The organism is Clostridium sp. BL-8 (genome assembly GCF_002006495.1).
In the GTDB taxonomy this organism is placed as follows: domain Bacteria; phylum Bacillota; class Clostridia; order Clostridiales; family Clostridiaceae; genus Clostridium.
The window spans coordinates 1-26,654 of sequence record NZ_LZZL01000022.1 but is presented as its reverse complement, the minus strand read 5'-3'; the positions used below and the strand labels follow the sequence as shown (position 1 = coordinate 26,654).

Annotated in this window: 19 protein-coding genes; 6 read left to right on the top strand and 13 right to left on the bottom strand. The window is 28.9% G+C overall.

The genetic code is table 11. The features are described 5' to 3' along the window. Positions 1-19 precede the first annotated feature (19 nt). The 7 genes from CLOBL_RS09555 to CLOBL_RS09525 form a co-directional block, all read right to left on the bottom strand. Entirely contained in the window at positions 20-1,555 is a 1,536-nt protein-coding gene (locus tag CLOBL_RS09555; RefSeq protein ID WP_077858810.1) for a glycoside hydrolase 43 family protein, read from the bottom strand. 50 nt (positions 1,556-1,605) lie between these two features. Next, the gene (locus tag CLOBL_RS09550; protein ID WP_077858809.1) at positions 1,606-3,198 is read right to left on the bottom strand and encodes a response regulator; all 1,593 of its coding nucleotides are present in this window, start codon (positions 3,196-3,198) and stop codon (positions 1,606-1,608) included. Between the two features lie 35 nt (positions 3,199-3,233). Further along, positions 3,234-5,021, bottom strand: coding sequence for a sensor histidine kinase (locus tag CLOBL_RS09545; RefSeq protein WP_077858808.1), 1,788 nt, complete (start codon positions 5,019-5,021; stop codon positions 3,234-3,236). A gap of 260 nt (positions 5,022-5,281) precedes the next feature. Continuing rightward, positions 5,282-6,379: a glycosyltransferase gene (locus tag CLOBL_RS09540; RefSeq protein ID WP_077858807.1), complete on the bottom strand. Its 1,098-nt coding sequence runs from the start codon at positions 6,377-6,379 to the stop codon at positions 5,282-5,284. 51 nt (positions 6,380-6,430) lie between these two features. Further along, positions 6,431-7,831: an MFS transporter gene (locus CLOBL_RS09535; RefSeq protein WP_179117715.1), complete on the bottom strand. Its 1,401-nt coding sequence runs from the start codon at positions 7,829-7,831 to the stop codon at positions 6,431-6,433. A 287-nt stretch (positions 7,832-8,118) separates the two neighbouring features. After that, positions 8,119-10,227 (bottom strand): methyl-accepting chemotaxis protein, encoded by a 2,109-nt coding sequence (locus tag CLOBL_RS09530; RefSeq protein ID WP_077858806.1) that lies wholly within the window; start codon positions 10,225-10,227, stop codon positions 8,119-8,121. 254 nt (positions 10,228-10,481) lie between these two features. After that, positions 10,482-13,457 (bottom strand): HAD-IC family P-type ATPase, encoded by a 2,976-nt coding sequence (locus CLOBL_RS09525; protein WP_077858805.1) that lies wholly within the window; start codon positions 13,455-13,457, stop codon positions 10,482-10,484. A 239-nt stretch (positions 13,458-13,696) separates the two neighbouring features. Between CLOBL_RS09525 and CLOBL_RS09520 the strand changes: the two genes are divergently transcribed. After that, a complete protein-coding gene (locus CLOBL_RS09520; protein WP_143323854.1) occupies positions 13,697-14,317 on the top strand; it encodes a hypothetical protein in 621 nt (206 codons plus the stop codon). A gap of 50 nt (positions 14,318-14,367) precedes the next feature. Here CLOBL_RS09520 and CLOBL_RS09515 read toward each other — a convergent pair whose 3' ends face one another. Beyond that, complete coding sequence (locus CLOBL_RS09515; protein WP_077858803.1) at positions 14,368-15,621, bottom strand: DUF445 domain-containing protein; 1,254 nt, start codon at positions 15,619-15,621, stop codon at positions 14,368-14,370. Positions 15,622-15,771: 150 nt separating this feature from the next. Between CLOBL_RS09515 and CLOBL_RS09510 the strand changes: the two genes are divergently transcribed. The 5 genes from CLOBL_RS09510 to CLOBL_RS09490 all read left to right on the top strand — a co-directional run bounded on the left by CLOBL_RS09510 (position 15,772) and on the right by CLOBL_RS09490 (position 20,060). Continuing rightward, the gene (locus CLOBL_RS09510) at positions 15,772-16,206 is read left to right on the top strand and encodes a hypothetical protein (RefSeq protein ID WP_077858802.1); all 435 of its coding nucleotides are present in this window, start codon (positions 15,772-15,774) and stop codon (positions 16,204-16,206) included. A gap of 8 nt (positions 16,207-16,214) precedes the next feature. Beyond that, positions 16,215-17,351, top strand: coding sequence for an HMA2 domain-containing protein (locus tag CLOBL_RS09505; protein WP_077858801.1), 1,137 nt, complete (start codon positions 16,215-16,217; stop codon positions 17,349-17,351). Between the two features lie 13 nt (positions 17,352-17,364). Then, on the top strand, positions 17,365-17,613 hold the full coding sequence (locus CLOBL_RS09500; RefSeq protein ID WP_077858800.1) for a hypothetical protein: 249 nt from the start codon (positions 17,365-17,367) through the stop codon (positions 17,611-17,613). A 76-nt stretch (positions 17,614-17,689) separates the two neighbouring features. Further along, positions 17,690-17,908 (top strand): hypothetical protein, encoded by a 219-nt coding sequence (locus tag CLOBL_RS09495; protein ID WP_077858799.1) that lies wholly within the window; start codon positions 17,690-17,692, stop codon positions 17,906-17,908. Between the two features lie 37 nt (positions 17,909-17,945). After that, positions 17,946-20,060 (top strand): HAD-IC family P-type ATPase, encoded by a 2,115-nt coding sequence (locus tag CLOBL_RS09490; protein ID WP_077858798.1) that lies wholly within the window; start codon positions 17,946-17,948, stop codon positions 20,058-20,060. Between the two features lie 111 nt (positions 20,061-20,171). Here CLOBL_RS09490 and larB read toward each other — a convergent pair whose 3' ends face one another. From larB to CLOBL_RS09465, 5 genes are all read right to left on the bottom strand, one after another. Then, a complete protein-coding gene (gene larB, locus CLOBL_RS09485; RefSeq protein ID WP_077858797.1) occupies positions 20,172-20,918 on the bottom strand; it encodes a nickel pincer cofactor biosynthesis protein LarB in 747 nt (248 codons plus the stop codon). 72 nt (positions 20,919-20,990) lie between these two features. Then, positions 20,991-21,806 (bottom strand): ATP-dependent sacrificial sulfur transferase LarE, encoded by an 816-nt coding sequence (larE, locus tag CLOBL_RS09480; RefSeq protein WP_077858796.1) that lies wholly within the window; start codon positions 21,804-21,806, stop codon positions 20,991-20,993. 158 nt (positions 21,807-21,964) lie between these two features. Next, positions 21,965-23,308 carry a nickel pincer cofactor biosynthesis protein LarC gene (larC, locus tag CLOBL_RS09475; protein WP_077858795.1) on the bottom strand — a complete coding sequence of 448 codons (1,344 nt, stop codon included), beginning with the start codon at positions 23,306-23,308 and terminating at the stop codon, positions 21,965-21,967. Between the two features lie 269 nt (positions 23,309-23,577). Then, positions 23,578-24,744, bottom strand: coding sequence for an aldo/keto reductase (locus tag CLOBL_RS09470; protein ID WP_077858794.1), 1,167 nt, complete (start codon positions 24,742-24,744; stop codon positions 23,578-23,580). A 442-nt stretch (positions 24,745-25,186) separates the two neighbouring features. Then, a complete protein-coding gene (locus tag CLOBL_RS09465) occupies positions 25,187-26,299 on the bottom strand; it encodes an aldo/keto reductase (protein WP_077858793.1) in 1,113 nt (370 codons plus the stop codon). Positions 26,300-26,654 lie beyond the last annotated feature (355 nt).

Here is a 26,654-nt window from a genome sequence, read left to right as displayed (position 1 = left end):
TAATTGATAAGTTAATTTTTCACTTCAAAATGTTATACTTAAACTTTGAAAATTCAGCACTTCCACCAATTTCCTTTGTAGAGAACAGAAATAAACCGAAACGGCATCCAGCAAACTGATCCATCTTCCATACAAGATTATGTGTAATGCCAAGCTTTATCCATGCTTCTCCATCCTGGTAGTAAAACTCACATTCATCTATTTTATTTTCGAAATTACCATATGCTTTTAGTGTTACTTTAGCATGTTTTACAGGAATTCTTCCATACTCCACTCCAGGCTCTTTATCTATTAAATTTCCAAAGATTGATTTATCATCAGTACATTTTGCTAACATTACTAAGTAAAATTGTTCGTCTTCTTTTGTAAGTGCAATTAATCCATACGAACTTATTAGAAAACATAAGCCTGCATAATCACCATTCCTAAGTTCCTTGCCATCTAAAGTTACTATTGCCTCACTCCTTGGTCCCATAGCTCGTTGTGTTAGAGTATTTACTGCATAATTTATGTTTGGGCAAACTTTTCCTGAGTGAATACGATATGTCCCGGATTTTTCTGTAACTGACCATAATTTATCATTTGGTATATGATTCCATTGCCAAAACTCTTTTAACTTAATTTTCCCCTTCTTATCAGGCTTATAAATAAAGTCATCATCTCCAACCAGTAATTTGTATTCATATCCTGGTTTATTATCTAGAATCTCAATGTATTGAGGTGCCTTTTCATTAAATACTGGGAAATCATTTTCAAAGTGCATTGGAACAATAACAGGTACACGTCCAACGGCGCCACGATCTTGAAACAGCATAGCATACCACTTTCCATCTGGAGTATCCACTATTCCTCCTTGTGCTATACCAGAGTTATGAAATCCCATATCATCATCAAATACTTCTCCACCAACAAATTTTCCCTCTATAGAGTCAGATACAAAACATGCTTGAGTTCTATGCCCATTTTTAGACTTTAGCATGTGAATAAAAAAAACATAATATTTACCATTAATTTTATAGAAATGAGCGCCTTCATAACCAAGATAATACTCTTGCGTTTCTCTTACAATTATTCTATCTAATCCATCTAACTTAGGACCTGAAAGGTCATCTTTCAATTCCGTAATATGAATTTCATTATTTCCATGAATTATATAAACTCTATCATCATCAAAAAGCAGTGAGCAGTCATGATAAAATCCTTCAATATTATTCTTTTCCCACGGACCTGTAATATCCATAGCTGTATATAGGTAAGTCTTATGAGTGTCATTTGCTACAAAACACACATAGAATTTTCCTTTATTATATCGCAGTGATGCTGCCCACATCCCCTTTCCATAAATTTGCTTATCATCTTCTAGCTTTTGATCTAGTGTATCCTCTAAAATGTCATATACGTAAGTAGCTACTTCCCAATTAATAAGATTATATGAACGCAATATAACACAGCCTGGCATAAAATGCATTGTGGTACTAACCATATAGTAAGTATCATCTATTCTTATTGGATCAAGATCTGGATAATCAGCCCAAATAATCGGATTTTCACTCATAAACTTGTCTTCCTATCTTTAAATAATTCTTATATATAACAATATCTCAATTAAGTTAAAAATTGTTTTCTATATTGTATTGGTGTTTTTTCTTTAATTTGAACAAATTTATTAATGAAATAATCCGGATTGCTATAACCAACTTTTTCAGCAATACTATAAACTCTATCATTACTGCTTTTTAATAATTCTGCTGCTTTTTCAACCCTATATGTATTTAAATAATCTTTAAAACACACCTTATATTTCTTTTTAAAAATTTGTCCCAAATATGCGCTATTAATAAAATACTTTTCACTTAAATACTTTAAACTTAATTTTTCCATATAGTGCTCTGATATTTCCTTATCAACTTGACTTAAAATTCCTTGAACTGAATTTTGCCTCAATTGGCTTAAATACTTTGAAAACTCTAACGAAAAATCTTTTAAATGTTTTGCACTCCCTCTGCTTATTATTTGCTCGAAGGAAATTGAACTAATATATTTCATAACCTCTTCCTGATTAGCTTCGAGATCTAACCTTCTTGCAATATTAACCAGATTACACAACAAATAATTTATATTTATGTTTATAATTTCCAAATCTATCTTACACTCCCTAAAGCTATCATAAATTTTATCAACACATTTTATAATTTCTTCTTTATTATTTTCATCTATTTCATGGATTAAATCATCCATATATTGCTTTTCTACATCATAGCTAAGTTCCTTTTTTTCTATAATTTGATCATAATATGAAATAATATTTCCATTTGAAAAATCTGAAAATAATTTAGCTATAATAGCAGTTTTATATGACATTGATAATTCTCTAATACTGCTTACTTTCTCCCCAATGTAAATATAAAAATCATATTTTTGATTTTTCCTCATATCCTTTTGCAATTTTGCAATGTATTCATTTTCATTTAAACCGTACTCTTCTGCTAATTTTTTATCATATATAAATCCAATATCATAATAATTTTTATACTTGCTTCCATCAAAAATTACATTATAACAATTTTCTCCAAGCCATCTTATCATCTTTTTATAAAATACTTCTTTTCCATTTCGTTTTTCATCATCAGTAATATTGCTATAAGCGTCATCATAATAATTAATTTCTATGATTACATATCGTAAGTCTTTTGAAAAATTCTGATATTCATTAACATATTCTAAAGTAGCATTATCACATTTTCCATTTATTATCTCGCTTAAATATTTATCATACAAAACCTTATCTTTTGTTTTTTGTATGATTTTTTGATTTTCCTGCTTAATATATTCGTCTTTGAAGCTATTTAAAACTTTGATTAATTCATCTTTTCTAATGGGCTTTAAAACATAATCAGTTACATTGTATTTTATTGCTTTTTTAGCATATTCAAATTCATAGTAGCCGCTTAATACTATGAATTTAATTGTATTTGATATATTATTTCTTACATGTTCAATTAATTCAATACCATTCATTTCAGGCATTTTTATATCTACAATTATCAAATCTATCTCTTTTTTCTCTAATTCCTTTATTGCTTCAATACCATTTGCGGCTTCACCAATAATTTCATAACCATACTTTTCCCAATTAATTAGAATCTTAAGACCTTGGCGGATAAATGGTTCATCATCCACTATTAAGATTTTAATCATATTCCTTTTCCCACCTTAATAATATTATTTTCTCATTAATCACATTGTTTTTTCATTAGTTCATCGAGGTAAATCTGTAATTTTACTTCCGTTCCTTTCTTTAACTTGCTATCAATTTTAAATTTCATATTATTATTGCAATACATCTTCAAACGCATATAAGTATTTAAAATACCAATACTCTTACTTCTATTAAGCATGTCCATTTCTGCATCTTTTAATTTATTCATAATCAAATTTAGTTCCTCTGCACTCATTCCACATCCTGAGTCTAATATTTCTATAAATAAACTGCTCTCATCTTTGATTATGTTAACATTAATCCCTGCCTTATATGATACTTCTTCAATTCCATGAACACACGCATTTTCAACAAATCCTAAAATAGATAACTTTGGTATTTTTATTTTTTTACATTCTTCCATAATATAAAAGCTATAAGATAATTTATCACCAAAACGATACTTTTGAATTTGAAGATAATTTTCTACAAATAGCATTTCATCTTCAATTGTAATAAAATCCTCCCCCCAATTTATTGTAGTTCTCAGTAATGTAGATAAATTTTCAATTACATCTGCAGTCTCTATTTCACCCTTTATCAAGCTTCTCATACGAATACTCTCGAGGGTATTAAACATAAAATGAGGATTGACTTGACTTTGCAAAGCTTTTAGCTCCGACTGCTTTTTAGCTAGTTCAAGCTTTTGCTTTTCTGCATCTCTCTTAAATACAACTTCTATTAATTCCTTAATTCTTAAAACCATTAAATTATAGCTTCGAATTAAGTTTCCAATTTCATCATTGCCATAACTACATTGTATTGTGAAAAATTCCTCATTTTCTACCTTACCTAAATATTTACTAAGTAATGTTACTCTATGCCTAATAGAATACGATACTAAAAAAATAATAATAGTTGGTAGTAACAAATTAAATATTATTAATCCTAGCAATATTTCTTTCCGTTCAGCAATTCTAGATAAAGGATTTATTTCATCTTCTGTAATGATAATATTCCACTTCTCATTTGCTGCTTTAAAGCTAAATGAATCATTTAACTTAACTGCTTTATTCTCAATACAATCTACTGTATCAAATTCCTTCCATCCATCATTTGATACTTTATTAGAAAACAAAATAAAGTCTTTATTGCAAACATATAAATTGCCATCCATTTTCTCATTCAAAATATCATTGTATATTACATTATAATCTACATCTATTTTTAAAATATTTTCATTTTTAGAACTAAAGTTATCTAACTTTCTAATAATACTGATGGTTCTAGGCATACTACTATTTTGAATAATCTTTTTATCATTATCATAATAAACTGAAATAGTCATATTTTTATTGTTATTACAAAATTGTTTGTACCAGTCACTCTCTCGAATTTCTGGCGTTAATTTTCTAAAATTATTGCTATTGCTTATAGTATCATTATCTGTGTATATTGTAACTTGATATACATGCTGTGAGTTATAGTAGTAATTGATTACATTGTTTTGCAGCAAAAAATTATATTCTTCATAATATTGAAGAAGGTTATCATATCTTTGGGTAATAAACTGATTTAATCCTACATCCTTGTGTAAATGATTTGATACTAGTACGCAATTTTCTAACACTGCCTCTAAATTATATTTAACTCTGTCTATGGCATATTCCATATTGGTCTTCTGCTCTTTTACTTCATTTTGTTTAATCGTTAAATAGAATACTGAATTGGTAACTATCATAGGAATTAACACACAAAACAAATATATTAATAATAATTTTGACTTAATACTATAATTATTTAAAACATCATATCTTTTCATATATATCTCTCCAGTCAAAATTACAAAATTTATTATATCTAATAATACATTATTATTGATTTCAAATCAACTAATTGTAATTTAAGTAAATTTTATCCACGAATTATTATAATTCTATTTTTAAAATTATAAATTGATGATTATCTTTAATTTTATAAAAAGACTGTATATAGATTCACTCAATCTATATACAGTCTTTTATGATTTGTTTTTATAGTTCTATTTTTTAAATTTACATTTTATCAATACTAAGCTGCTCATCACATATTTAAAATAAAATCTACAATATCTTTTGAAACATTAGGATTAGAATAACTTTTTTGAGATATTTTAATTTCACTCAGTCTTTGTCCATTATTTGCAAGTAAATCACTTATAGTATACTTTATGCTTTTGTTGCCTGTACATACTACTCCAAGATTATACTTTTTGATAAATTCTGGATTTCCTTCTTCTTGACCTGGAAGTGCGCCTGTTATTACTAGAGGTACGTTACATGCAATAGCTTCCATCATGACATTAGGACTGCCTCTAGTAAATGCAATATCTGAAGATATCATTAGATCTTGTACATTTTCCGTAAATCCATAAATTTCAACCCTCCCCTTATACTTTTCTCCTAAGGTTTGTTCTAATCTATTCTTCAATTTTTTGTTTCGGCCTACAGCAATTTTTACAATACAATTGAAGTTATTAAGGAGAATTTCAGCTATCTTTCTCATGTTGCCTACACCTTCTCCCCCACTCATTATTAGGCATTTTAAAGGATTATACATATTATATTCCATATTAGATCTTATAACTTTATGAAATCTAGAACGTACTGGGAACCCTAAAGTTTTTACTTTTCCCTCAGAAATACCGTATTCTATGCACTTTTCTTTTGCTTCATAAGTTGGACTTATAATATAATCTGCTCTTTTATCTGCCCATAGTGGATATATACTTACAAGGTCTGCTATTAATGTAACAAATGGAATCTCAATATTATTTTTTTCTAATATATTAATAATGGATCCATTAAAATTTGGATGAACAGATAAAATTAAATCTGGTTTTATTTTCTTTAATAACTCCATAAAATTATGTTCTATTAATAATTCAACAGCTTCATTAACTAATGATACTTTAATCATTGACAATTCCCATATAAGTTCCCATAAATTTTTAGAAGTTCTGGTTATAGGTCCATAGGATTTGCCTATTTTTAGCAATGTGCTTCCACCAAGTGAGAATCCATCTACAACATTCACATTAATCTCCTTGTTTTCTCTAAAGTTTTCACATAGAGACTCTGTTATACTCTTATGTCCATGACCTGTAAAATCAGATGAAATGATGAGTATATTTTTAATCATAATATCAATCCTCTCATTATTCAGATTATTAAATATGATAAGTTATAATGACTAAGGCACAATCAAATCTGCCCGCTTACGAAGAATTAATTTAACTTTTCCAATATCCTGAACATTACTTTCAGCCATTTTTATATAGAATATTGCTGCTGGAATAAAAAAGATTTGAAATATAATAAGAGTAATTACATAATTACTAGGTTCTCCTGCGTATTTTGATACAATTGTAAGTAAATAACCAATCCCAACATTGCCTAAAGTTCTACCTAAGCTGCTTGCAACATTAGCTATACTAAAAGCTGTTCCCCTGTGTTCTGGAAGATTCACATCTGTTATTAATGCAAGCCAGTTGGGTGTGTTTGCAGACTGGGCTGCTGAAGCAAGAAATGATAATACAAAAATTAAAGTCATCCAAGGATTCATAACTATTTGTTTCAGTAAGCTTAATAAAATTGCTAAGGTACTCTCATCGTATATTTCTAAGTTTTTCATTGGAATTGCAAACATTGCAGAATAAAGCGGCATTGATATACACAAAAAAAATGAAGTTAGTATTGCTCTTCCCTTGTAAGTTTTCCTTTGAAACTTATCCCCTAGATAACCAAAAAATCCTGTTGTTAGTCCACCTAATTGAAATAAAGCATAAAGATATCCAGCAACAATAATTGCTGTCTTATTACTGTACCCTTGTTGTTGAACTTTGGAAATATACAATGTAGGAAGCCATATTAAGCTTCCTGTAGAAATATTTAAGAAAAATCCTTGTAAAAATAAAAATATATTGCTATTCTTTAAAATTATTTCTTTGAGCTGATTAATTTCTATTTTATAAATATAACTTCCCCCTTGTTTAACTAACCTTTCTAATTCAGGTTCTGATTCTCCTAGCCTTGGTTCTCTTATAAACAGATATAAGCTAATTAATAAAAAGCCTACTATGCTTACTATTTCAAAGGGCTTTCTCCAACCTGAAGATGTGCCAATTAATGATGCTATCAGCGCTCCTAAAATTCCTCCAAAACCTTGGGACATTCCCCAAAAGCTTAAAATCATTCCACGAAATTTGTATGGAATATAATCGCTCAAAGTACTAAATCCAATTGATGCTATACATCCTAAGCCTATTCCAGTTAAGACTTGAAAAATCAATAATTCAATATAATTACTGCTATAGGAAGTTAAAAGCACCGATAATGACCAAATAATAGTTCCTATAATAATAAGCTTTCTCCTATTAAGCCTGCCTGCAAGATATCCCCAATAAACTGATGATATTGACGTTACTAAAATATTAATAGCCGAAACAATTCCAAGTTCAAATAAGCTTATATTTAAATCACTTGCAATCGAGGAGAATAATGTTGGAAATAATCCTATAATTACATTATCAAAAGCTGCTAGAGCTACAAAAACAAATATAGTATAAATCATCTTCCAATTAAGATTATTCATAGCGTCCAATGCTCCCTTTAGTTTAGTATATATCTAAACATTATATAAAATTAAATCTTAAATGCTGCATTCTTTGAATCTAAGCTTAATAAATTTATATGGATTTTGTTTTATAAATATATTTCTTTCTATATAAATTAACATTCCATGTATCAAAATTAACATTTATAATACATTGCAATGCTAATTTGTTCTGAAGTCATATTCGTTCATATCTTAATAATATATATCTATATAATTCATATAATTTGAGGTACGCAAATTATATGTTATAGTGATTTACATTCTTATATCTTAAATATTGATACAACTTCTAAAAGCTTGTCTGTACATTCCTTGGTTTTAGCTGTTTGTTCTATTACCCCTTCTGTTAAATAGACTACATCATTTGACTTTGCTGCAATTGTAGTTGTTCCTGCTGCGCCTTCATTTGTTGCCTGTGAAACTTCATTTATTGCTGTAATAATATTTCCTGTCCCACTAATTAGTTCCTTGGATATCTCCCCAATACTATTAACCAACTCATTAAATACTACAGCATCATTTCTATATTGCTCTCCTGTATCAACCAATTTATCATAATCTTCAATTACTTGAGTTCCAATAAAGTTAATTACCTCATTTGATGTTTCCTTCAAATCATCTACAGCCCCAACTACTTCTTTGTTTATTTTTTGAATTTCTATTGCTGTTTCTTTTGAAGTTTCTGCAAGCTTTCTTATTTCATCTGCTACAACAGCAAATCCTCTGCCAGCTTCTCCCGCTCTTGCTGATTCTATTGCTGCATTAAGTGCAAGCAGATTAGTTTCTTCCGTTATTTCTAGTATTTTACCTGTTAATTCATTTATTTTATCTACAGCTTGAGCTTTATCCACTGCTGTTTTTAAACCATCTTGCATTTTTAATGCTACACCATTTGATACCTCTTTAGATTTAATTGCATCTGATTTTAAATTTATTGCTCTTTCTTTAATTTCTTTTGCTGCCATTTCACCAGCCATTATATTGGCTTCCATTGTATTTATTACAGTTTCCATGTTTGTTGATGATGCATTTACTTCTTCAGTTGAAGCTGCTGTTTCTTCCATGCTTGCAGATAATTGTTCTGTAGTGGCAGATACATCAGAAATCATTATATTTAAATCATCAATCTTTTCTTTAGTCACATTAACTGAACTCAAAACTATATTACATTCATTATTTATTTCAGTTATTATATTTTTATAAGATTTCTGCATTTCACTAACGGATTTGAACATCTTACCTATTTCATCTTCTCTCTCAAGATACTTATTATCAATTTCTATTGTAAGATCTCCACTAGCTAATAGTCTCATCTGCTTCTCTGCATATTTTATGCCCCTTGTCATTTTCTTAATTACAAGACCTATTACTAATATTACAATTATCAGTGATATTAATGCCGCTGCTAAGATAACATTAAATATCTTATTGTAACTTTCTAGTATCTTTTCATTAGGAATCTCACTGCATAAAATCCAATTTGTTTTGGTATTTTCTAAATTAACAGGATATGATACCATTAGAACCTCTTTATTATCTTTTACTGACTTTCCATAAGTATAAGACTCTTTTCCTTGTGAAGTTTCACTTATAATTTTACCTAAATCATCACCACTTTCTTTAGCATCCTGCATTTTCAAGCTTGGATCTTCCCCACTAGCTATGTAAATCCCCTTGTTCGATATTAATTCAACAGTTCCACCAAGTGTCTTTTTCTCTGACACCAATTCCTCTAATGTATCAAGTTTATAATCCAGTGATATTACACCTAAAAATTTTCCTGTATCATCTAATATCGGCATTGCTAAAGATACCATTGATACATCTTGTCCATTTACATTATAGACTGTCGGTTCTGTAATATAAGTTCCTTTTAATTCTTTTGGTTTATTATACCAGGTCATATCTGTTTGATCATCATAAGCTGGTAAAACTACTACTTGATTACCAGCTCTGCTTGCATATGGTATAAACATTCCATTCTCTGCAAATTCTTTTCTGCCTTTGTACTCTTCATCTTTTCCATCAAATGCATTTGCTTCAAAGGCAACAGTCACTCCAAATACTTCAGGATGTTCATTTAATATTCCCTTCTGCATTTCAATAACTAAATCTCTGTTTTGTAAGTTAAGATCTATTTGCTTGATTAAAGAATTTCTCAGATCTTTTCCTATAACTTCTAATCCTTCAAAATTAGATGTAATCTGCGTTGCATATGACGACGTTATTTCTTTTGCTAATGTTTCACTATCATTTATGCTTTTTGATTTTATTTGTATTAGTATACTTGAGAATACCCCTATGTAACACATAAATATTACTACCACTATAATGATGTTTATTTTGGTTCCAAAATTCATTTTTTTTATCATAGTCATATCCTCTCCCTTAGCGACATGTAAAGCTCTAAAATAAGTAGCTTCAGATATTAGTTATTTTTTTGTACTATTTAATCAAAATATATACTATTTTATAACTTAAAATCTATGCTTTAACTAAGATTTAATTGAATTTTAAGTGAATATTTACATTACTTAAATGTTCGTATAAATAAAAAATATATAGATTTTAAATAGACTTTACTGTTAAATCATTTAAAACCTATATATTTATTGTGCCTTATCCTTTAAATCTTTGATAATGTCGTAGTTCCTGAAATAATTAATATATCTTTTATATTTAATGGTACTGTCGAAAAAAATGAACTCATAATAGGAATATATAATATTCCCCCAAGCATTATTAAACATGCAATAGTTGAAATATTCATATATTTATTTTTCCTATTTTTATCATTTCTGCAATCGTATACAACAAATATCTGTGAAATGACCAAATTAGTAAAAGCTAATGTCCTCGCCTTTTGCAAACTGGCTCCAAACAATAACGCCCCTTTAAATACTCCAAATGTTGCTAAACCAACTATAGCTCCTGCCTTTAATATATTTCTCTTAGATTTTCTATCAATAATTTCATAGTCGTTTGATATTGGAGGATTTTCCATTATATACTTAGCTGGCTTTTCAAATGTCAATGCTGCTCCCAATATAGATTCAGATACAACATCTATCCATAATATTTGTAAGGATAAAAGTAGTGGTATACCACCAAGCACTGATGCAGATAATATAGCTATTATTTCCCCTAAACATCCTGTAAATAAATATCTCATTGAATTTCTTATATTCATATTTACTGTTCTGCCTTCTTCAATAGCTGCTACTATCGTTGAAAAATTATCGTCAGTAAGAATTATGTCTGCTGTATCTCTAGCAACATCACTTCCGTTTTTCCCCATAGCTATTCCTATATCTGCTTCTTTAATAGCTGGTGCGTCATTCACACCATCACCTGTCATTGCAACTACTTTTCCTGCTTTCTTAAAAGCTTTTACTATTTTATATTTCTGCTCAGGCGACGTTCTTGCAAAAACTTGTATTTTATTAATTATAGATGCTAATTCATCATCACTCATATCATTTAATTCAGTTCCTGACAACACTATCCCATCTGTTAAAAGTCCTATTTTTCTCCCTATAGCTGCGGCTGTATTTTTATTATCGCCTGTTATCATTACTACCTTTATACCTGCTCCTTCACACTTTCTTATACACTCTTTTACTTCTTCCCTTGGCGGATCTTCCATACCAACTAATCCCAAAAATACAAAATTATTATCTATGTTTTTACTGTCTTTTAATATTTTCTTATAAGCAAACGCTAAGACTCTCAGTGATTTTGATCCCATTTCATCTGCAATCTGCTGTAAATTTTCCTTATCATTGCTGGTAATCAATCTTTCACTGCCATTCTCATAAATTCTTGTACATTTATCTAATATTTTACTTACTGAACCTTTACAATAAGCTTCTCTTTCTTCTTTTTCTTCAACTAAAACCGTCATATACCTAGTTGAACTATCAAATGGAATTTCTTCTACTCTTTTATATTTATTAACTATCTCATCTAATGCCATATTATTTTTGGATGCGGCTATTAATAAAGCACCTTCTGTCGGGTCACCATGAACCTGCCACTTTCCATCACAGTTAGATATGTTAGAATTATTGCAGAGTATACCTGCAGTCATTATTTTATCTAAAGATTCTTTTTTATCTATTTCTCCAGACTTAAGTATTATCTCTCCTTTAGGCTTATATCCTGAACCTATGACCTCATATGTATTATTATCAACATGAATTTCTTTAACAGTCATTTCATTCATAGTAAGAGTTCCTGTTTTATCACAACATATTACATCTACAGCTCCCAAGCTCTCAACCGCCTGTAATTTTCTTACAATCGCATTCTTTGATGCCATCTTTTGAACCGAAACAGACATAGCCGCTGTTACTACTGCTGGCAAACTTTCAGGTATTGCTCCTATAGCAAAACTTACTCCAAAGATAAATACTTGTACTAACGATAATCCTCTAAACGCTCCAAAAGCGCTTACCCCCATACAAATTACAAACGCTAATTTAGTAATTTTGTTAGTAAATTTCTTTATTTTCTTCTCAATAGGAGCAGATTCATTTTTTATATTCTGAAGCATAAATGCAATTTTTCCTATTTCAGTATTTAATCCTGTAGCAACGACAACAGCTTTGCCTCGGCCAGATAGTATATTAGTACCCATGTAAATCATATTGTATCTATTAGCCAATTCTTCATCCTTATTACATATATCGCTGCTTTTACAAACTGCTGCACTCTCACCTGTAAGAACTGCTTCTGAAACTTTCAAGTCATAACATTCTATTATTCTAGCATCTGCTGGTACTTTTTCTCCTGCTTCAATAATAATTACATCTCCTGGAACAACATACTTTGCATCTATAATATACCTTTTTCCATTACGTATTACTGTTGCATTGCGCACCATCATTTCTTTAAGAGAATATAAAGATTTTTCCGCTTTATGCTGCTGTAATGTGCTTAGTATAGTCTCAATAGCTGTAAGTCCCAAAATAGCTACTGCATCTGCAATCTGACCTAATATAAATGATAATGTCCCTACACCAACTAGTAATTTAGTAGAGAATTCATTAATGTTTTCAAAAACTCTCCTAATTAGTGATTTCTTTTTTGCTTCTGATATAACATTTAATCCTATTTCTCTTATTTTACTATCTACTTGGGCTTTTAAAAGACCATTTGCAAAATTAGTGCCAAGCTCTTTTTCAATATCAGATAATTTGATTGCGTGATAATCATTACTGCTTGGTGATCTTGAAACTTTGTTAGGAGTTCCTTTTGCTTCATGTTTTTTTAGGTTTTTTTCTACATTTTCAAAATTTATAGCTTTTCTATGTTTTAAAGATGCTGCTTCTATATCTATAGGTTCATTGTTTTTTATTTTTGTACAAATTAACTTATATATTTGGTTTTTTACAAATTGCTCATTTATTAGTTTATCGTCATAAACAATTAATAAGCTTCCTGTAAATGCATTTGCCTTGCAATACTTAACTCCAATTATATTATTAGCTAATCTTTCTATATCCAAAGCTTTTTCTGCATTTCTATAAATATATTCTATATACACCCTTACTCTTTTATATAGTATTTCATTATTAATTATTTTATAAGCTAAAGACATCTTTTCCTCCTATTAGTTTATTTTTATTTCATGTTAATTATATGTTCATCATTTGTTGAAAGATAAATAAATTATTTCCAGCAAAAAAATATTTATTCATGAAAATCTTTGTATTCTTATAAATACCAATATTTACATGAGGAACTTAATATTAAATTAACTTTAAATTTAAATAAATTTTACATTGGTCGTTTATTATCTTATTTGTAATCAAAATTAAATAGAGGCAGGTGTTGGCTATGGTAGCTAAAGAAGAATATGTTATGGGTATGCATATGCATTTAGTCGAAGAAAAATGTATAGAAGTATTAGAGCAAGAACTTGATACATTTTTTGAAATACGTCTAAAATCTATTTATTTGATTTATGAGTCATATATAAGGGGTTATGTAAAAAATTTTAATGATGTTATTAAATGTCTTAATCTTTCTGAGCATGAGATAAAAGCTTTTATTGAAACTGTGATATATAAAATAAGTAAAATAATAAATTGTAGTTTTTATAAATGTGCTATATATTTTAATAAACACAATGAAAAGGCAAAATATATTCATTGCGTTAAAAATAATATTAACGAATTTAGAAAGACAGAAAATGTATTGAGCTTTTGCGAGTGGGTTTTAGATAAATCTTTATCAAAGATGTTTGCAGTATGCTGCCATGACAAAATAATTAACTATGCTTTTAATGGTTCTAATTTTCCAAAAAAAATTCTTGGCAGCATAAGTTTAAAAAATCAAAAACAAAAACATAGTGGTATTATATCTGAACAAATAAGAGGTTTTTTACTAAATCTAAAATATGATCTCCGAAATGATCTGCTTCAATCAATATTCTTTTTAATTAATTCAGAATACTAGCTTTAAAAAAATCTTTATAGAACTATATGGTAAAGGCATACTTAAACTTGTTACCTAAATACTACTCTGATTATTCCTAATATCAAACCAATAAAAAATCCACAAATAGCTCCATTTACTCTTATCCACTGCAAGTCATCTCCAACCTTATATTCTATTAATTCTATTAATGTCTTAGTGTCTATCTTTTCAATGTTCTCTTTTACAAGCTTTCCTATTTTCTCGTGATTATTATTAATATATTCTGATGCCTGACCCTGTATATACTCCTCTAATTTATCTATTAATTCAACATTTGATAAAGCTTTTTCTATTACCTTATCTATTGATGGCAGCATTATTTTTTCTATATAATTATCATCATTAATATATATTAAAATTCTACTTTTTAATCCATTTAAGCTTTCCACTATAAAATCTTTTAACTGAACATTATCAGGCACGCTGCTTTTAAACTCATCTATCTTTTGTATAATTATTTCATCGCTTCTAATACTTTTTATATTGTTCTCCATTAATTCAAGAATCATTTTTCTGTTTAAACTATCTGACTTCTTTAAGTCATTAAGCGCAGAAATAATTAAATTTTGAACTATGCTACCTATTTTATCCTTTCCTACAATATCTATTACTGTATTTAGCATGTATTGTTTTATCTTGCTTGATCCTAATTTTTTTACAGTACTAAATACTATATCCCCTGCTTCCTTTTTTATTTCCTCTTTCTGTACTAATTCCGTGCATTTTTTAATCAAAGCCTCTAGAATTTTTTCTTCATAATTATTCTGTAAAAATATTTTAACTCCTGTCTCCAGAAGTTTTCTAGAATCTAACTTATTTAGATAACCTCCTATTAAATCGAGTAAGTATAATGAAAGTTTATCTATAGAAATATAATCTATGGTGCTTTTTATAATGTAGTTAATCTTTGATTTTACTTCTTTAGAATACATATTATTTTTGCATATATTTAAAACCCTTCTTACAACATTCAACTCCTGAACCTTATTAATAATGCTGGCCTTATTCAATAAATTGTTCTCTACGATTGAAACCAAGGCTGTAGTTATTTTTTGACGATTCTTTGGCAGTAATGCAGTATGAGGAATTTGGATACCAAAAGGATAGCGAAAAAGTGCTGTTACTGCAAACCAATCTGCAATCCCACCTACTAGGCCTGCTTCAAATCCACTTCTAAGTATCATCATTATAATTATATTATCTGATGAAAATAGCGTAAGGAGAAAACCTGCAAACATAATAACTAATGATATTGAGGCCTTTTGATTAGTTTTTATTTTCATGTTATACCCTCCTCTTATTGTCAGTATGTAAAAATATTGCAAAATTTATACCATATATAAATTTTTTTAAATCCCCATTATATTTTTTTTATATATGGGTACAATAACTATTAAAATTTTACAAAAATAAATACTTTGGAGGTAATTTATATGGAAGAAATAGAAGAATTAAACCAAGAGATCAATGGACTTAAAGGAAAATACGATTCATTGCTTCAAAAATTGGATAGCATAGAAAAGGAAAATGCTCAAAAAGAAAATAATATTAAGCAAATGGAAAATAATTTTACAGTTATAAACAATAACCTAAAGGAACTTATGGAAAAAATCGATTCTGTGATTGAAGAAAAAGAAACAACTAAAATGTTCAGTAATACCAGAAAAAATAATTTTTCTTTTATGAACATGGTTGCCTCTCCAATGAGAAAAGCTACTGTTGGTACTATGCGCGCAGTTTTCTCCATGACTGATTACGCTTCAGAAAAGGTTGCTCATGCACGTGAGGGCTTAGAGGATATAGTTGCAGAAGCTCAATATGAAAATAAAAAAAGAAGATCAACCATGATGACTAATGCTGAAGGTTAAAACCAAATATGAATATAAAAAAGTTATCGTCAATTCCAGGAAGAATACGTTTATATATAGAGGGGCTTAAAGGAAATTCAAGTGCAGTTATAAATATAAAAAATCTTCTAAAATCAATTCCTAGTATAGATTCAATTCATATTAATATAAAAACCGGAAATATATTGTTAACTTATGATTCATATTGTATTGATGAAGATTTGATATGCAATGTCATATCTTCATCACATATTAAAATAAATAATTTAAATAATATAACTTATACTGAAAATAAATTAAATATTTTTTCCAAGGAATTATTTTCAGGTACAAAATCTCTATCTCACAGGCTTTTAGCCATATCAATATCTGCAGCTTCTTTTTTACTTTTTACGGCTGAACCTATTTATACTCTTTGTTCTCTTATTTTTGGGATTCCTGCAATATTATATATTAATTCATATGTTTCACTTAAGTACATATTAGAAAATGCTGCTTTAAATGATATTCATATTAAAGAAGCTAATTCTATAGAGCGTATTAGAAACATCAATTATATTTTAATACATCCCCAAATAGTATTTAATGATTGTTACTTAAAAAATCCAAAATTAATGGACCATCCTGAAATAGAAGGTTTTATATATACAAAAAAAGTAACTGATCCAATTAACATAGAAGCTAGAAATTTAATAAAAAAACTGAGATATATTGGAATTAATAATATAGCTATTCTTGAAGACAATGTAACTAAGAGATTAATATTATATGCAAATAAAACACTTGGACTTTATAATATTAAAGAAGATGCTAAGCACAATAATTTAATAATTACTCAAGAAAACGTTTTCTCAAACATTAATGATATAGATAGAAGCCTTATATTAGGTATACTTCATGGCCTCAAATCTTCCAATAAAGATATTAACATAACTTGCCACGAATTATCTAAGATTCCATGGATAATTCAAGACTGTAGAATCAGCCAAGAATACTTAGTAAGATCTCAAGCTGCTGCTATAAGCATAAATATATTGGGCATCTTTTTTGCTTTAATCAAACATATAAATTTAAGTGGAACTATTCTCTTATATTTTCTAAATACATTTGGAAATTTATTTTATATTAGACATAAAACATTAATGCACACAAAAAAACAATATTAAGGAGTTACTATTTATGGAAAGCAAAAAAACTTTAGAAACAATTGAAATGGATTTATCATCTATAGAAAAAAGAGTCAACGAAATTATAACACTCAGCTTAAAAGCAATAAAGGAAGATCCGTCACTTGAAAAGGAAATACTAAATGCTTTTATGACTACATCTTCGAGAATAAGTAATTACTTTTTTAGGGAAACAGAAAATACTAATACTGAACATGTAGGCAAAGCTATAGTGAAATATGCAATGTTTAAAAAATTTTAATAACACTCTATTGTATAAATTGTATTTCAACGGACATAATTAGAAAAAGCATTATGTAATAGCTGGAGGTATTTAAATGATATTAAATAATAAGAAATTGCTTTTGGGATTTACTTTAGGCTTTTTAGGTAATTCCTTATATAGTTCAATAAAAAAAAATACATTGAATTATTCTTCAAATAATAATAGCTTTTCTAGAAATACTATAAAAGATGATGATATAATTAATAGTTTTAAAGACCTAAAGGAACAAGCAGTTCTACTTGAAAGCAGATTAAATGAATTAAAAAAATGATATTCATTTAATTCTAATATTGATGAGGTGATTTATTTTGGAATGCTTAAGTGCTTTACCAGGAAGAGTACGATTTAAGTCGTTAAATATATATTATAATACAGAGCTTTCAGAACACATAGAAAAATACATATTGAGCCTATATGGGGTGAAATCTACTAAAATCACCAAACGTACTGGCTCAATTCTAATTATGTATGATATTAAAAAAACAAACTTACATATACTTAAAGAAGATGTAGAAAATGCTCTCTCTGCGAGCATTACTACAGATAATACCAAATTAAATAATTTCCAAGAATATTTTCATGCAATAGACAATAAAAAAAGATCAAAAAGAAAATTTTTATTTTGGAGCTTATTTTATATTTTTCTTAAAATAAAAAACTCTACTTATGGTAAGTTTCCAATAAGCAGAAATTTAACTGTACTCAAGGTTGCGTCTTTAGTGACCATTGTTAGTGGATATCCATTAATTAAAAAGCTATATAAAAAATTTGCAAAACCGCTGCCAACAAATGAAGATATTTTACTGGAGCTTACTGCTTTATCTTTTACTATTATGAGAGAAAGCTCTAAAGGTATTTTAGTTCTTATGCTGAAAGCCTTAAATGACTACATTAAATTTTCTGCCGAAGTTGAAAGTAGAAAAGCACTAATAGATTCATGTAATATTAATTATAAAATGGCTTGGATTAAATCTCTTAATGGAGATAAAATTTTAGTTTCAATAGATACCTTGAAAATTGGAGATTTTATTTATGGTAATACTGGTGAAGTCATACCTGTCGAAGGTATTATTGAAGATGGAAATGCAGTCATAAATACTTTATATCACTCAGGTCAGCCTATAATTTCACGTATAAGTAAAGGAGCTAAAATTCATGAGGGAACTGCAATAATTTCTGGTGAACTAACAATTAGAATTCTTAGATTACCAAACTTCACAGAAAAACAAGATATTTCACCGGAAAAATTTTATCTTAACAATAGAATTAAAAAATTTCAAGGCAAAATTACTAATTTTGCAATATGGGCTGCTGGTTTGAGTTATATATTTACCCATAATATTTTAAATGCATTCTCTGTATTTTTAGTATTAAGCCCTAAAGCCACATCAGTAGCTTTAAATTCTGGAATTAAGAACTACATCTCATTGCTAAACAAGAATGATATTTATTTAAGAAATCCAAATGTATTCCAAAACATATTGAATATAGATAAAGTTATCTTCGATAAAACAGGAACTTTAACCTATGGAAAAATGAATATTATATCAATTATATCATTTGATAATAAATATTCTAAAGAAGAACTTCTTAAGATATGCACTGCATGTGAATATGAGCATTTTCATCCAATCTCTATAACATTACAAGATGCTTGCAGTGATTTTGAAATTAGTAAGCTTAATAATTCTGTACTTTTACCATCTGAAGGAATAAAAGCAAATTATGATAATAAAGAAATACTAATTGGTAATATGAAACTAATGGTGGATAATCAAATAGATATATCACAAGGCATAAAAAATTACATGGAATATCAAGAAAAATCTCTTACCCCTATTTTTATAACTATAAACACAACTCTTACAGGCATGCTCATTCTTGATGATATTATAAAAAAAGATTCTAGAGAGCTCATTAACAGACTACGATACGATGGAATAGATAATATCGCTATACTAACTGGAGACTCCTATTCAAAAGCACAAAAAGTAGGTCTTGAACTTGGAATATCACAAATATATGCCGATATGAATTACTGTGAAAAGGCTAATATAGTTAAAAATGAAAGTGCTGAAAATACTGTTATAATGATTGGTGATGGAATTAATGATGCATTGGCTATGAAAGCTGCAGACGTTAGCGTAAGTTTTGCAAACAGCTCCTACGATATGATAAAACTTCACTCAGACTGCCTAATATATGATGATAATTTGACAAAACTTGCTGATTTAATATTTCTATCCAAAGCATCCTATATAGCTATTAATCGTACTATACTTTTCTCAAACATATATAATATTACTCTTGGTTTTATTGCTTTTGCAGGTGGTTTAGATATATTTACCGCAAAATCCCTCAATACTTTAAATTCACTATTAGTATTACTTCTTAATCAAAGAATTTATTATATAAACCGCTAAAAAATTCAATATACATAAAATAAAGACTGTAATAAGATTTTATTTTCATTCTTATTACAGTCTATTGATTTATATATATGTTGCAATTATTTTTTCTATAAAAACTTTGATCTATAATTTATTAATTATACTAGCATTATAGGCTGCACCAAATCCATTATCTATATTTACTACGCTTACTCCACTAGCACAGCTATTTAACATTGATAATAATGCTGAAATTCCACCAAGATTTGCTCCATAACCAACACTTGTTGGAACTGCTATTATAGGTTTGTCCACAAGACCACCTACAACACTTGCCAAAGCTCCTTCCATCCCGGCAATTACTATAACAACTTTTGCCCCTCTGATAACATCTAATCTTGAAAAGAGCCTGTGTATACCTGCAACACCTACATCTGTTATTTTAATTGCTTTATTTCCAAATATTTTAGCAGTTTCATATGCTTCTTCTACTACTGGTAAATCAGAAGTTCCAGCTGCAACTATAGCTATATAACTTTCTGTAAGAGGCTGTTTCTTTTTATTTATTGTTATTGTTCGTCCAAGCTTATTATATTCTGCATCCTCACATATTTCCTTTACTGCATAAAACATTTCCTCAGTAGCCCTTGTACCTAATATGTTATTATTTTTTGTAAGCATGAATTTAACAATTTCTTTAACTTGTTCCACAGTTTTTCCTGCACAATATATAACTTCTGGATAGCCAACTCTTATTTCTCTATGATTATCTATTTTAGCAAATCCCAAATCTTTAAAAGGTAAATCTTCTAACTGCTCAAGAGCTTTGTCTATGTTGACTTTATTATTTTTAACACCTTCTAATAGATCTCTGATTTCTTCTTTATCCATTAAGCCTCTTTCCTCCTTAATTTTCTATTACATTTTAATAGTTTATTACTGCCTTTAATCAACATACTATCTTTAATTATTAGAAATTTTATTTATGGTTTCGTTAAAACTTCCTACTCTATAGCCTTGAAGATCTAAAGAGACATATTTAAATCCGCACTCTTTTATATTCTTTGCAATATTATCTAAAAGCTCTTCATCAAATAATTTACTTCTATCAGATCTAGCCACTTCAATTCTTGCTAAATCCCCGTGACATCTGACTCTAATAGCTCTAAAACCTATGCTCATCATATATTTTTCTGCATTTTCAATTTTCTCAAAATCTTCTTCTCTTAATTCATTTCCATAAGGTATCCTTGTTAAAAGACATGCATATGGTGGCTTGTCCCAAGTATTAAGTCCTAGTTCTTTTGAAAAAGCTCTTATTTCTGCTTTTGTTAATTTACATTCTAAAAGAGGACTTTTCACGTCTAATTCCTTTAAAGCTTTAAGTCCTGGTCTATAATCACTTATATCGTCAAAATTTGTTCCATCAATTACACAGTCATAACCTTGCTTTTTAGCTACATCTAATATCATATTAAATACTGCTGTCTTACAAAGATAACATCTATCTTCTGGATTAAACCTAATCGAATCAATAATTGGAGCCTTTATAATCTCATGCTGTACTCCAAGTTCCTTAACTAATTCCTCTGCTTCTGCTATTTCCCACTTTGGAATATACGGAGAAAGAATTGTTACCGCTTTTACTTTATCTCCAAGTGCTTCTTTAGCTGCTTTAAGTAAGAAAGTACTATCTACTCCTCCTGAAAATGCTAAAACCACTTTTCCCAGACTTTGTAAATACTTTTTTAATTCGCTATACTTTTCATTGTTTATCATTTATTTTACACCTCTCGCCCATAAATTTAATTTAAATCTTGTTTATCCGATAAGCTAATCCGTAACCCTTAAACTTCTTTAAGTATCTGCTAACAGCTGAATGCTCCTGGACATTGTGCCCCTTGAGGGTATAAGTTCAACTAAAATTCAGATGAGTATCAAACCTCGTCTGAATCAAGTTTCACTTGATATACTGCTTTATATACCTTATCAATAGATACATTTTTTTCTTTAGCTATATTCTTGCATTCCTCATATTCCGGTTTATACTTCACTAATTTTCCTTTATAATAAGACTTTTTAATTGTAATATCTCCATACTCAGTTTTTACTTTTGAAAATTCTCGCTCTAGCATTATCTTTTCAACCTGATATTTTCTTATACCTATTGAAGTTGTTTCTTCAAAAATAATGTCTAACACAGCTTTTTCACTCTGTTCATCAACTAATACGCTTAATTTTACTCCTGGTCTTCCCTTTTTCATAGATATAGATGTTTTAAATACATCTAAGGCTCCTGCTTCAAAAAGCTTTTCTTCTATGTATCCATAAATCTCTGGATTCATATCATCTATGTTAGTTTCCAAGATATATTGCTTTTCTACTTTCTCAAGACTTTCCGCATCTCCTAGATATACTCTTAAAACATTTGGAATTTCTAAATCTCTATGTCCTATTCCATAGGCAATCTTTGTAATTGAGAAATCAACTTTTGGAGTAAATTCCTGGGCATTTGCTGAAAGTATTGCTGCCCCAGTAGGAGTAGTTGTTTCAAATTGCACTATTCCAGTATTTATAGGAATATTTTTCAATATTTCTGTTGTTGCAGGGGCTGGCACTGGCATAAGACCATGAGCACATTTAACGAAACCACCTCCAACTTGAACTGGAGATGCAATAATTTTATCAACATTTAAATAATCTAAACAAATAGCTGCACCCACCATATCTACAATTGAGTCAATAGCTCCTACTTCATGAAAATGCACTTCATATAAAGCTTTTCCGTGAACTTTAGCTTCTGCCTCTGCAACCTTCATAAACATTTCTAAACTAAGTTCCTTAACTCTATTACTTAAATTACTTGAATTTATTATTCCTTCTATGTCCTTTAAGTTTCTATGGTGATGCTCGTGATTATGAGCATGCTCCTCATGATTATGCGTATGTCCATGACTATGATCATGTTCGTGAGCATGATTGCTATCATCATGATGGTGGTCATCTTCATTGTGATGATAATGCTCATGCGAATGTTCATGTAAAGCTTGCTCTGAAACATGTGCTTCATCTTTAAGTTCATCTTCTAATATGACATCCACTCTAGTTCCTGTTATTCCAAGTTTTACAGCTTTTTCTACTCTTATTTCATATTCAGAATTTAAATTAAGTTTTGAAAGTTCCTTAACTAAATATTCCTTAGGTACACCTAAATCTATTAATGCCGCTAAATTCATATCACCACTTATGCCACAAAAACAATCGTAATATAAAATCTTCATGTTTATCACTCCTTATCGTTGTTTAAGCTTATTTGGTTCATTTCTATCCTATTAATTTATATTATGAACATTTACATTATCAAAAATTTATTCTATTTTTCTATGCAAATAAAATATTCTCTAATTAAGTATTATTATACTAAAAATCATATATATTTTCAGGGCTTTGATCCGCTGCTTAAAATTCTTCAACTATATTTCTTAAGCCTATCCCCTAAAATATATATGATTTTATTAATTGGTGTTTTTAAATATCTTTTATATACTGTTTATGCAAATAATGCTTTAACATTTTTAAGTTCTTGACGAATCTTAATTGCTTGTGGACAATGACTTTCACATTTACCACACTCTACACACTTATCAGCTCTTTCTCCCTCAGCTAATCCACCAAATCCGCTATATCTAGCTTTCAATTCTTTTTCTGTAGCTGGAGTTACAAATATATTATATTCATTATAACACGAAAAATTCTTAGGGATATTTACACCAGCAGGACAAGGCATGCAGTATTCACAAGCTGTACAATTAACTTTTATTCTTTCTTTAAATGCATTCTTAACATTATCCATTATTTCTAACTCTTTTTCAGTTAATGAATTAGGCAATGCTTCACCTGCAACTCTTAAATTTTCTGTTACGTTATCCATAACATTCATACCACTTAAAACTACAGATACTTCTGGGTGGTTCCATACCCATCTTAATGCCCATTCTGCTGGAGATCTCTTAATTTCTGCTTTTTCAAAAGTATTCACAACTACTTCTGGTAGATTTCTTACTATTTTGCCTCCTCTAAGAGGCTCCATGATAACAACTCCTAACCCTTTATCTGCAGCATATTGTAATCCCTCTGTTCCAGCTTGAAATTCTTCATCGAGATAATTATATTGAATTTGGCAGAATGACCAATCATAATAATCCACTATATCTTTAAATACATCTAATTTATCATGGAAAGAAAAGCCTGCATATCTTATTCTTCCATCTTTAATTGCTGAATCTAAAAACTCATCTATTCCTAACTTTTTCAAGTTTTCCCAAACACCTGCATTTAATGCATGCACTAAATAAAAATCTATTTTATCTGTTTGGAGACGTTCTAATTGTTCATTTAGATATTTGTCCATATCTTCTCTAGTCTTAATTAACCAACTAGGAAGCTTTGTTGCTAGGTTAACTTTTTCTCTATATCCATCCTTTAGCGCTTTTCCTACAAATGGTTCACTTTGTCCTCCATTACCCATACCTGTACCATGATATGGATATGCAGTATCTACATAGTTAACTCCTTCGTCAATAGCATGACGAATCATTTTTATGGCTTTCTCTTCATCAATTTTGGTAGTATCACCATCAATAATAGGTAATCTCATACATCCAAAGCCTAGAGCTGAAACCTTTTCATTTGTTTTACCCAATGTTCTGTATAACATACAAACCCCTCCAAAATAAATTAATATAATTAAACAAACAAGACATTGTTAATGAGTGGTAAAATCATTTTGGTTATTCCAACTCTTTCACTAAATCTCATTTATTATTTTTATTATGTTATATTTTCAAATTCATTCTATCACTTAAAGTCAACTCAAAGTCAAGTATTTTTTAAATCTTGCGTTGTAAAATGAAAATGTAACTTCTTGATTGCAATAGCAAAGTCTTGCTTAATGACTTTAGTCTTGAGTTAGTTAAACTTAAATTTTATTAGCATTTTTATTACTATTGCATATTAAATAATTACCCAAAGAAAACTTACAATAATTATTGTTAAATGGGATTATGTTTAAGTTTTTCTCTTTTTAGTTTTATCAGAAACATAATCCCATTATTTTATTAATTTTTTAATACTTATACGTCTGTAAAATGCATAAAATATTATGCTTCAAATCCCTCAGCTACATCCTTTAAAGATTTTGTAATCTCAATATGTTGTGGGCAATGTCTTTCACATTGCTTACATCCTATACAATCAGAAGCTTTTCCATGCTCTAGAGTTAAATTATTATAGTAAACTTGCGAAATTCCAGGACCAAATTGTTTTTTATTATTATATAGAGAGAAGTATTTTGGTATTGGAATATTCTTTGGACATCCATCTACACAATACTGACATGCAGTACATGGAACTGCAATACTGCTGTTAATAATATCTGTAGCCTTTTTTATAATCTCTTTTTCTTCATCATTTAAAGGTACAAAATCTTTCATGTAATCTGTATTATCAAGAAGTTGCTCCATATTTGACATTCCACTTAGTACCATCATTATTCCTTCATGGCTTGCTACAAATCTTATTGCCCATGATGGTACGGACATGTCTGCATGATATTCCTTGAATAACTTTTCTGCTTCCTCTGGTACCTTTGCAAGAGTTCCTCCTTTAATTGGTTCCATAACAACAACTTGTTTATTATGCTTTCTTGCGACTTCATAACATTTTCTAGATTGTATACTTTCATTATCCCAATCGATATAGTTAATTTGTAATTGAACAAAATCTACTTCTGGATGTGCAGTTAATATTTCATCTAGTAAATTTGCATTATCATGAAAGGAGAATCCCATATTTTTCACTTTTCCTTCTTCTTTCTTCTTTTGAACAAATGCAAAACTATCAAATTTTTGAGCTGTTTTATAATTTGCCAAACCTAAGTTATGAAGAAGATAATAATCAAAATAATCAACTCCGCACTTTTCTAACTGCTCGTCAAAAATTCTTTCTTGATCTCCTTCTTTTTTCAAGAACATAGTTGGAAGCTTTGATGCTACGGTGAAGCTGTCTCTTTTATGACGTTTTACTAAAGCTTCTCTTAAAGCTATCTCACTTTTAAATGCATGATACATATAAGCTGTATCAAAATAAGTAAAGCCTCTTTCTAAAAAGGTATCTACCATTTTATTTAGTGTTTCAAAATCAATGCTCTCTTGATTTTCTTGATCTTTTAATGGTAAACGCATGAAGCCAAATCCCAATTTCTTCTTTTCCATCTTTGTGTTCCTCCTTGATTTTTGCATTTTTTAAATAATTTCATGAATGCAGACAAATATCTTAGATATTTCTTTTATATTATTTTCTATATTCTAAAAATAATTATTCTTCATTCACTTATTTACTTATGCTAATTCTGTAAATTTTTACTCATAGGAAGTTTTATAAGGCACATGAAAATAAATAAGAATGCAATTTTAAATGCTTAACTTCTTCTTTAATTGTTGTACTTTACTTCCTTAAGATTCAGTCTAACACTTAGAGTTCACTCAAAGTCAAGTACTTTGAGTAAAACTATTGCTAAAATGAAAAAGTAACTTCTTGATTGCAATACTAAATTCTTGATTAATGACT